9 protein-coding genes are annotated in these 9,598 nt (G+C 45.4%); 8 read left to right on the top strand and 1 reads right to left on the bottom strand.

What is annotated here, in order from left to right; translation table 11 throughout:
• The 7 genes from F4X88_03905 (at position 1) to F4X88_03935 (ending at position 6,668) form a co-directional block, all read left to right on the top strand.
• Complete coding sequence (locus F4X88_03905) at positions 1 to 747, top strand: phytanoyl-CoA dioxygenase family protein (protein ID MYA55419.1); 747 nt, start codon at positions 1 to 3, stop codon at positions 745 to 747.
• A gap of 22 nt (positions 748 to 769) precedes the next feature.
• Positions 770 to 988, top strand: a complete 219-nt coding sequence (locus F4X88_03910; protein MYA55420.1) for a hypothetical protein — start codon at positions 770 to 772, stop codon at positions 986 to 988.
• 16 nt (positions 989 to 1,004) lie between these two features.
• A complete protein-coding gene (locus F4X88_03915) occupies positions 1,005 to 1,529 on the top strand; it encodes a hypothetical protein (protein ID MYA55421.1) in 525 nt (174 codons plus the stop codon).
• Positions 1,530 to 1,629: 100 nt separating this feature from the next.
• On the top strand, positions 1,630 to 2,298 hold the full coding sequence (locus F4X88_03920) for a DUF4145 domain-containing protein (protein ID MYA55422.1): 669 nt from the start codon (positions 1,630 to 1,632) through the stop codon (positions 2,296 to 2,298).
• A 681-nt stretch (positions 2,299 to 2,979) separates the two neighbouring features.
• Entirely contained in the window at positions 2,980 to 5,241 is a 2,262-nt protein-coding gene (locus F4X88_03925; GenBank protein ID MYA55423.1) for a DEAD/DEAH box helicase, read from the top strand.
• Positions 5,242 to 5,383: 142 nt separating this feature from the next.
• Positions 5,384 to 6,187, top strand: a complete 804-nt coding sequence (locus F4X88_03930) for a hypothetical protein (GenBank protein MYA55424.1) — start codon at positions 5,384 to 5,386, stop codon at positions 6,185 to 6,187.
• On the top strand, positions 6,180 to 6,668 hold the full coding sequence (locus F4X88_03935; protein ID MYA55425.1) for a hypothetical protein: 489 nt from the start codon (positions 6,180 to 6,182) through the stop codon (positions 6,666 to 6,668). Before F4X88_03930 ends, F4X88_03935 begins: the two co-directional genes overlap by 8 nt.
• A 99-nt stretch (positions 6,669 to 6,767) precedes the next feature.
• Here F4X88_03935 and dgoD read toward each other — a convergent pair whose 3' ends face one another.
• A complete protein-coding gene (gene dgoD / locus F4X88_03940; protein MYA55426.1) occupies positions 6,768 to 7,913 on the bottom strand; it encodes a galactonate dehydratase in 1,146 nt (381 codons plus the stop codon).
• A 255-nt stretch (positions 7,914 to 8,168) separates the two neighbouring features.
• Here dgoD and F4X88_03945 point away from each other — a divergent pair, with 255 nt between their 5' ends.
• The gene (locus F4X88_03945) at positions 8,169 to 9,500 is read left to right on the top strand and encodes a sulfatase-like hydrolase/transferase (GenBank protein MYA55427.1); all 1,332 of its coding nucleotides are present in this window, start codon (positions 8,169 to 8,171) and stop codon (positions 9,498 to 9,500) included.
• Positions 9,501 to 9,598: the final 98 nt, after the last annotated feature.

Here is a 9,598-nt window from a genome sequence, read left to right on the forward strand (position 1 = left end):
ATGAGCCCCGAAGATAAATATCTGTTCGACCTTTGGGGGTATGTGAACATCGAAAACGTTTTAGGGACAGACGAGCTCGCAGAACTCAATGCCCTTATCGATGCACAAGATTACCCAGATCCGATGGATGAGGATGTCTATTCACAGAGGTTCGGAGGATTCTTGAACTGGGAGAACGCCGCGTTCCGCAAACTCCTGAATCATCCGCGTATTATGCCGTTCTTAGCAGAGATCGTGGGTCCAAAATTCCGATTGGATCATGTCTACGGCATCTTAATGATAGAGGGGAATCCGGGTGGAATGCTTCACGGGGGTGGAACACCATACGACCCAGCGCAGTATTACGTCTTCCGAAACGATCGGATGTATAACGGATTAACCGTTGTGTCATGGGCTTTAACGGATATGCTGCCCGGACATGGGGGTTTCTGTTGTATCCCCGGTAGCCATAAGAGCAACTATCCGTGTCCCTCACAGTTCCGACCCGTGAAGGACAACCAGACCTGTATGGCACCTGTGCATCAGAAGGCAGGGGATGTTGTCATCTTCACAGAGGCGTTGACGCACGGGACCCTTCCGTGGACCGCTTCGCACGAACGGCGCTCCATTCTGTTCAAGTACTCACCCGGGCATGCCTCGTGGGGACAAGGCAGATACGACGACGAACTCCGCAACCTCATGTCAGACGATGACCAGCGGTTGATGCTTGAACCGCCTTACGTTGCAAACCGGAAACCGGTGGTATAAAGCATAGGTTGCGTTGAAGAAGATGAGAAGAAAAAGTATCTTTTTATTCTATTCACACTACTCGTCCTTGCGGTGGTGGTTCAAAAATGAGAATAATACGATAGATTTACCGATTACGACGCGCACCTTAGCGGTCACAGATCAGGTAAAAAACGCGGATGTGGGCAGGTGGAAAAGTTCACAGATGCCGGCGCATTACGCGAAATCGGAGTTGGCGGGCGGGAGCAATCGCGAAGTATAAGGAAGAAAGAAAATAAATGGAAACTATTATCAGAACAAGCAGATTCCAATGTGGTTGTTATCGGATTATGAACTGTAATGTTGCCTTTGGGATTTCGTTTTTTGTTCTGATTATCTATATCTTTATCGGGTGTGGGGCGGATACAAACATAGGTGCTGTTGTGTTTGTGGAGGTAAAACCTCCGCGTGTCCAGGTCGGTTCCGATGTAAATACGTGGCAAGCAAAATTTGATGTTGTCTTTCAAGGGGTGCCTGTTGATCTACAAGCAGAATTCGTGCAGGGGTTTCATCGCTTTAAAGATGCCGATTGGGAACAAACGGGTAATATTGTAACCCTTCACTTTGAGTTCAAGCTCGCGTCTATTGAAGAAAGGACTGGACCCACAGAAGTCCCTGAAAGAACATTGATCTTCCCACGAGAACATCAAAAAAAATCTGTTGAGGTAACGATCACTTGGGCTGATGGACGCAAAACTTTCACAGTTGAGGTGTTCCCTCCGGTAACTATGTTTGTTGGACGAACTGACATTTTCTCCATTTGAATGGTGGAACGTGGGGCGATCGCGAAGTATAAAGAGAAACAACAATCTAAAGGATCATAAAATACAAGTTCATCTACAATCACCTATATAGGAATATGGTATGAAGAATCATAGTTTGTGGCGTTTCGGTGAATCAGGCTATTCGGGAAGTAACTTGTCTAAATACAATATCATTTGTCCATTCTGTATGGAGAACGGTAATTTTGAAACTGTACATCATGAAGAGAAGACAAAACCGAATTCATCAAAGACACTAAATTTTGATACACTTAAGTGTGGGAACTGTGCTGGATATGTCTTAGTTTTTTGGTCTGCCAGTGAGCATGGGAACATCCACGACTCTCTGGTTATACCTCAGGCAAGACGGACGGAAAGTTATCCTGAACACTGGCCAGAAGAAGTTGGCATATATTGGGTTGAGTCGAGAAGGGTTGTTGAGGATGGTAATTGGTATACTGGGGCATCATCGGCGCGAAACGCACTGCAAGCAGCATTGAGATGTCACCCAGATTGGGATGGTAATGCGAAAAGATCCTTGATACAGGAAATTGATGATTTTGCCTCAAAAGGGCATTTACCCCCGATCATGAAAGAATGGTCTAACGAGGTAAGACTGCTTGGTAATATCTCTTCGCATCCAATTCCTGGAAGAGACTCAATAGAACCTAAAGATGTATATGACATAATGGAATTCTTGGAGTTTTTATTAACTTATCTCTATGATCTCCCTGAAAGGATCAATCAGTATAAAAATAGGAACAAGAAATAAAAATTGAGCAACAAAATTCTATTTGAATCTCTTTTCAAATAACATTAATAAATAGAAATCGCTAAGACTGGACAACAAACATCTGGCTTGCTCGGCAAACGCACGGTGTGCGTGTTGTTTTTCGGTGCCTGCTGGTGCAAGGGTGCAATGCGTAGTATACAAGTCCGCAGCAAGTGCCGAGCCTGTGCTGCTGTGGGTAACCTACTCTAATATAACTCAAGTTGCTACCTACAAGATAATTGACACAGAAAACACCTTTCGCTCATGTCAAAAGTATGTGTGATGTGTGCTTGTTTTTTGTGGAAGCGGGCACCGCATGGATTTGACATCTTCGTTAGCACACAGTCTTACATGAGCCAAAACTTCATAAGTAAACAGGACTTACGCAATTTTGACTGGAGCCCGTTCTGTTAGATAAAAATTTTCGGAAAACATAGTGGTCTCCCGCCACAAACTGGGAAGTTTGTGCTACAAAAAAAAGAGCAGAATGCGTAAGTCCTAAGTAACGCCAGTTTGATTAATCATTTCGGATGTGTTGCCCATTCTATTTTCGCATCACAGAGGCGTGAAACGTACCATAAACTTCCAGTTTGTGCAGTATATCATGTTCATTAACAGTGGACGCTACATCAGTCCAATATTTATCAAACTCACGTTAAGTAAATTGAAAGAAGGAACTAAATGATTGATATTTCGCAATTCAAGGAACAACTGAAAGAATTTGATGCATTGCGTGACGATGATGAAATACAAACTGGAACTGTTGAGCACATGCAGCCTCAGCACGTAAAGGAGTGGCCCTCTGAATTACACTCATCCGTACGCAATGCTCTTATCCACGCCGGAATCACTACTCCCTACAAACACCAAGCAGAGGCGATCAGTAGATCGCTGAATGGGACAGATATAGTTTTGGAATCTCCCACCGCCAGTGGTAAGACTTTGGCATTCTCGGCACCGATGCTTGACGCTTTGGTACGCAATCCGGGTTCTCATGCACTCATGATCTATCCAATGAAAGCCTTAGCCTTTGACCAGAGAGAACAGATTGAAAAACTTTGTGAGCCGCTTCGGATTGAATCATTTCCTTATGATGGGGACACAGACAAGGAACATAGAGATCTACTACGGAATTATCCGATACCAATTCTATTGACCAATCCTGAATACTTGAACATGTCATTCTTAGCTTATAAGGAACAGTGGGAAGGGTTTTTGCGTAATTTACGGTATGTTATTATTGATGAGATGCATGAATATCGCGGTTTTTTCGGTGCTAACATGGCACTTTTACTACGCCGCTTTTTTCTCCATCTGGATCGTATCGGAGCGAATCCACGTGTATTCCTATCAACTGCGACTTGTGCTAATCCTGCGGAGCATGCCGAAAATCTTATAGGGCGGAACATTGAGGTTATATCAGCAAGAGATATGTTCCGTCCGAAACGCCACTTTGTCTTCGTGAATCCTGCTATTCCTGATTTCAGATATAGAGAAATTTTTAGGCTACGGATTGAGCAAGCTGCCTTAAGTATTCTTGCCAATCAGTTGCAAACCCTTGTGTTTTGTCCAACGAAACGATTCCTTGAAGATGCCCTTATCAATTGTAAGCGGAAGGCGGAAGAACAAGGACTCAACCCGGATGACATATCCCCGTTCTACGCTGATATGAAAAGTGATGATCGACGGGAAATACAACAAAAAATTAAAGATGGTGAAATTCGTATTGTATTCACGACCAATGCTTTAGAATTGGGACTGGACATTGGTGGGTTGGATGGAGTCATACTTGCAGGATTCCCTTCCAATATTATGTCTGCTTGGCAACAGATTGGGCGCGCAGGACGCGGCTGGAACAAAGAGGCTTTTGTGCTGTTTTATGCTATGAATGACCCAATAGATCGTTTTTTCGTCGGAAACTTGGACACTTTCTTAAACAAACCGTTGGATGAATTAGTTATTGATCCTTCTAATGAAGAACTCATTCGGAGGCACCTTCCATCTCTTACCTATGAAACAGATGGAGAGTTGTCTTCTGATGAGGAGCACATTCTCGGTAGCGCGTTTTATGATATATCTCAAATGAATACCGGAACAGTTCCAAAGGGCTTCAAACCGCATCAGAACTTGAACATCCGTGGGAGTATCGGCCAGTCTTTTGAATTGAAGCGAGGTAACGAGAAGCTCGGACAAATTTCGGAGATGCGGCGGTTTCGGGAAGCTTACATCGGTGCCACTTTCACTTTCTTTCGTCGAAAGTACTCTGTGCATGCCCATGAGGCAGATGCTGTTGTCTTGACTGATACTGAGCATAATCTCAGAACAGATCCGAGTTTTTTCACTGTGCTGATGCCAACAGCCGTTTTCAATGGAGTCGCTTATGGTGAAATTGAAGTATACTATGGTGTTCTGAATCTCACCATGAATTTCACCGGTTACAGAATAGTAGATGAACGCACAGGCGAGCCAAGGGAACTGCACCAAACAAATGATGCATACTATCAGAACAATCTACATGCCTTTTGGATAAATGTTCCACCAAGTGAACGTACCACTGACGGAATCAGTGCGCTGGAGCACATTATCCGCGTCGGAGGAATGTTTGTCATTCCAGCGGACCGATTTGACACAAGTACCTACTCAAAGATTCGTGATGAAGCGACCGCTTTCTATTACGAAAACTACTCTGGTGGTATTGGTGTTGCAAAAAAACTTTTCAGCGTCTGGCAAGATGTACTGAAGAAAGGCATTGAAATCGCTGAAAGTTGTGAATGTCGGTCGGGGTGTCAGAATTGTATTGAGCCTGCAAAAAATTACAATACTGGAAACGCTGACGACAAAATAGATAAAAGAAGTGGTATTGCGTTGGCAACACATATTCTTGAGGAGGCAAAGCGAGGACCTGATAGGAGATTCCAAGACGGGATGATGATTTCAGTTTAACTGAAAATATTCGAGAATACTGTCGAACTAACCCAAATTTTCTGTAGATATAGCACTTCGCTGGAGTGCCTGGGTTTATGAACATTGTTTTCTATGCAAAACTGCTACACAGACCAGCAGCATTACAACACCATTTAATATTATGCTCAGACACAACACTATCTACTGTGGCGATACATTTCTTTTGCTCGAAGATATAGAAGATGACTCTGTCGATCTAATTGTGTGTGATGGACCTTATGGGGTGACAGACGAACCGTGGGACCAAATCACCTCAATTCAGGAATTTAATCTCGTGCTCATTGAAAGGTTCACGCAGAAGCTCAAGGCAGGAGGGGCACTTTATCTGTTTGGGAAACCTGACTGCATCGACTTTATAGACTACCGGAAATTTTTGAACCTTCGTTCAAAGATCGTGTGGTATCAACCGAGTCGACTCGCGCAAGGGCGTATTAATTACACCAATAACTATGATATTATCTGCTATTTCATTAAGGGAAAGAAACCGCGCTGTTATAACTTAGATGCTATTAGAGTCAAGCAACTTGTTGAATTAGAGCATCGGCTTCGGTGTGAGCGTGTGCCATCCGTAACGAAGGGTAAATTCGGAAAAACAAAGTTTAACGCAAAAGGGAAAAATCCTGGCAATGTCTGGGGCGACATAAAGCAATTGACTTATAAATCAAAAGAATTAGCCTGTCGAGAGGCACTCAATACCATCCAGAAGCCCGAAAAGTTAATTGAGAGGCTTGTCTTAGCAAGCTCATCACCTGGAGATCTGGTTTTAGACCCCTTTGCAGGCGTAGGTACCTGTCCAGTAGTCTGTAAACGACATGGGCGGGATTTCATCGCTTTTGAGATTAATCAAGATTTTGTTAGAATTGGTGAAGAAAGACTACGTGAACTGCAATGTAATCAACAAATTTTGGAGTTTGCCCGTGAGTAACAAAATATATCGCGAAATAGTTGAACTTGTAGTGAAAGCATCAGAATTAGCCCGAACCGTTGGAATTGACAATCTTTTACAGCCTGGGCTTGTCAAAGAAATGATTATTGCTGATATCTTAGGTCATGAACTTATTATCTCAAAACGCAATGCGGATGCTCGTGATCCTCACGATTCCACGATTTTATATGAATATCTATCATGTAAGGAAGGAGGATCCGGGCAGCTTGATAGGATGTTTAGAGATCCTCCTGAAAAACGTCAGGAATCCCTGAATAGAATTTGGAGAAATAATAAAATCTATTTGGCCATATTCTATTCATCAAATCAAACGAAAGTAAAAGTAATTTTTGAACTCGAACCAGAAATCGTTGCCGCGAAAACTGAGCAACAGTTGGATCGTAGTCGAAATAACATTTCACACGTTGGATTTTCGGAGAAATGGGCAAGGGAAAACGGAAAAATTGTTTACGAGGATTAGTGTAGATATAGATTGAATTAAGGGGATAACGCCAAAACTTCTGTTTTGAACATCTAATCCCCATGCCCAATCAATTTTATGTGAGTACTAACAACCAATCTACCAATCCGCGACGCTGCCATCGGTGTCGTAATAAAATTCGCCACCGAGCTCCTCTGGATAGGTATCAAGTATCCGTTCCGCTTCCTTTTCATCGATCTCAAAACCGAGTCCCGGCTGTGTCGGCAACGCAATATGGCCATCTGTGACCTGCCACGCTTCAGTCAATAAACCTGCCCCCAGACCGTCGTCGATCTGTTCCTGAATTAGGAAGTTCGGGACAACGGCATCAACGTGAAGGGAGGCAGAGAAAGCGACGGGTCCGATCGCACAATGCGGCGCGATGTGCATGTAATAGACCTCTGCCATGTTCGCAATCTTTTTCAGTTCAGTGATGCCGCCAGCATGTGAAGTATCGGGTTGTAAGTAAGCGACCGCCTGTTTTTCAAATACCTCTCGAAACCCCCAGCGGGTGAGCAAACGTTCCCCAGTCGCGATTGGAAAGGGCACATGGTCGGACACCTGTTTAAGGGCGTCAACATTCTCTTGCGGGATGGGTTCCTCTACGAACATGGGGCGCATCCCTTTAAGTTCGTGACAAATCTCGATTGCAAGGGCGGGAGTCATCTTACCGTGAAAGTCGAAGGCGAGTTCGACATCGGGACCCACCCATTCACGCATAAGATAGGCACGCGCCACAAATTCATCAATCACTGCAGGAGGTTCATGCCCACGCCATTTACCACCGGGACCACTTTTAAACGCGGTGTAGCCCCCTTTTTTCTGTAAGAATTCGAGGCGTTCTTTCGCGGATGCTTTTCCTTCATCTGTCAAGCTTCCGATACCCCAGTGTGCATAAACGCGGATACGATCGCGCACCGCACCACCTAAGAGTTGATAGGCAGGTAAGCCGTGGTATTTACCGGCGATGTCCCACAACGCCTGATCGATACCGGACAGGGCAGACATGAGAATATTTCCGCCTCGGAAAAAGGCAGAGCGGTAAACGTGTTGCCAATGGTGTTCAATACGGAGCGGATCTTTGCCGATAAAATAGTCGGAGAGTTCTTCGACAGCCGCCCACGTACTTTTGGGTTTACCTTCAAGTGTGGTTTCTCCCCATCCGACGATGCCGGTGTCCGTTGTAATTTTCACGAGACGCATCCGGCGACGTGGATAGAATTGTTCAATCTTAGCAATCTTCATTTTTTAATTTATGGCCTCCTGGGCACCGCGCCATTCCATTACGCGGTGATTTCTGGTGAATTCAGTACTGACTTGAGTGCCTGTACGATTTTTTTCTTGCTTGCTTATCACAAAGGTGATGTCTTCTTCCCGTTTTGAAGAGCGCGTAGCCCGTAATGAAATGGAGGGGTTTTTGCTTGGGTGTTTCCTCTATATCTACGGGGATTGACATCAAATTCCAAACCAACCTGACCGAACCGCAAGGAATAATTAAATATGTCACGACCCAATGTTCTTTTCATGATTGCTGACGATCACCGGTGGGATGCTATCGGTGGCATGGGCGACCCAACGGTCCAAACACCAACAATGGACTCCCTCATGACACGCGGGACAACTTTCCGACAAACCCACATTATGGGATCGCTTGTCGGAGCCGTTTGTGTGCCAAGCCGCGCCGCCGTCCTCACGAGTGCTAACCTTTTCCGGAGTGGTGGCAACCAAATTAACCGAGATTTGGCAGTTTGGCCACAGGTCATGCGAGACGCAGGCTATCACACATTTTTTAGTGGCAAATGGCACAATGACCGACAAACATTTACCGACAGTTTCGATGCCGGCGCGAAGATTTTCTTTGGCGGAATGAGCGATCAATATAAAGTGCCAGTTTTCGATTTCGATCCAACGGGAAAATACCCGGAGGATGCCAAGTACATTGGAGAAAAGTTTTCTACGGAACTCTTCACAGATGCCTCCGTGGAATTCCTGCAAGCCTACGACGCAGAGAACCCTTTCTTTCTTTACCTTTCCTTTACTTCACCGCACGATCCGAGAACAGCACCCGGAGAATACGCAACGATGTATTCACCCGAGGATATTCCTGTTCCCGAAAACTTCCTCCCCGAACATCCGTTCGACAACGGTGAAATGCGCATTCGGGACGAAGTGTTAGCACCCTTCCCTCGCACGCCCGAAATCGTTCAGCAACACATCGCCGACTATTACGGGATGATTACGCATCAGGATGCCGAAATGGGACGCGTGCTAAGCACATTGGAGGCAACCGGACACCTCGACAACACAATTATCATTTACACCGCCGACCATGGACTCGCTGTTGGGCAACACGGGCTGTTGGGCAAACAGAATCTCTATAACCATAGCATCCACGTGCCTTCCATCTTTGCTGGACCGGGGATCCCTGAAGGGGAAACGGTTGATGCGCTAACCTATCTGTATGACGTGTTTCCCACTGTCTGCGATCTCACCGATGTTACCTGTCCAGATACGACTGAGGGGTGCAGTTTAGTGCCATTGATGAAGGGGCGTGTAGAACGGGTGCGCGCTACAGCCTTCGCGGCGTATAGAGACATTCACCGCACCATCACGGATGGACGTTGGAAATTGATTCGTTACTATGTCTCTGAAGAGACAGGTGCTGGCACGGATTGCATCCAATTTTTCGATTTAGAGCAGGATCCTTGGGAGACGACAAACCTTGCCGAGCTACCTGAACATGCCGACCTTATCCGGTCGCTCGCGGCGGATATGCAAATGTGGCAAATCCAGACGAACGATTTCATGAAAGATGTACCCGTATTGCTGTAGCAGAAGTAGGGGACGGGGCATCGTACCCGTCCGTTCTTTTTTCTTACCAGAAACTCGGGCAGAAAGCCCAATGCTTTAGCTTTGGGATGAATGCCCGC

This window comes from Candidatus Poribacteria bacterium, assembly GCA_009839745.1.
In the GTDB taxonomy this organism is placed as follows: domain Bacteria; phylum Poribacteria; class WGA-4E; order WGA-4E; family WGA-3G; genus WGA-3G.

What these genes read in the sequence shown, in the direction of transcription:
- F4X88_03915 (MYA55421.1), top strand. Translation starts at nt 1,005, where the DNA reads ATGGAAACTATTATCAGAACAAGCAGATTCCAATGTGGTTGTTATCGG.
- F4X88_03905 (MYA55419.1), top strand. Translation starts at nt 1, where the DNA reads ATGAGCCCCGAAGATAAATATCTGTTCGACCTTTGGGGGTATGTGAAC.
- F4X88_03930 (MYA55424.1), top strand. Translation starts at nt 5,384, where the DNA reads ATGCTCAGACACAACACTATCTACTGTGGCGATACATTTCTTTTGCTC.
- F4X88_03910 (MYA55420.1), top strand. Translation starts at nt 770, where the DNA reads ATGAGAAGAAAAAGTATCTTTTTATTCTATTCACACTACTCGTCCTTG.
- F4X88_03945 (MYA55427.1), top strand. Translation starts at nt 8,169, where the DNA reads ATGTCACGACCCAATGTTCTTTTCATGATTGCTGACGATCACCGGTGG.
- dgoD (MYA55426.1), bottom strand. Translation starts at nt 7,913, where the DNA reads ATGAAGATTGCTAAGATTGAACAATTCTATCCACGTCGCCGGATGCGT.
- F4X88_03920 (MYA55422.1), top strand. Translation starts at nt 1,630, where the DNA reads ATGAAGAATCATAGTTTGTGGCGTTTCGGTGAATCAGGCTATTCGGGA.
- F4X88_03925 (MYA55423.1), top strand. Translation starts at nt 2,980, where the DNA reads ATGATTGATATTTCGCAATTCAAGGAACAACTGAAAGAATTTGATGCA.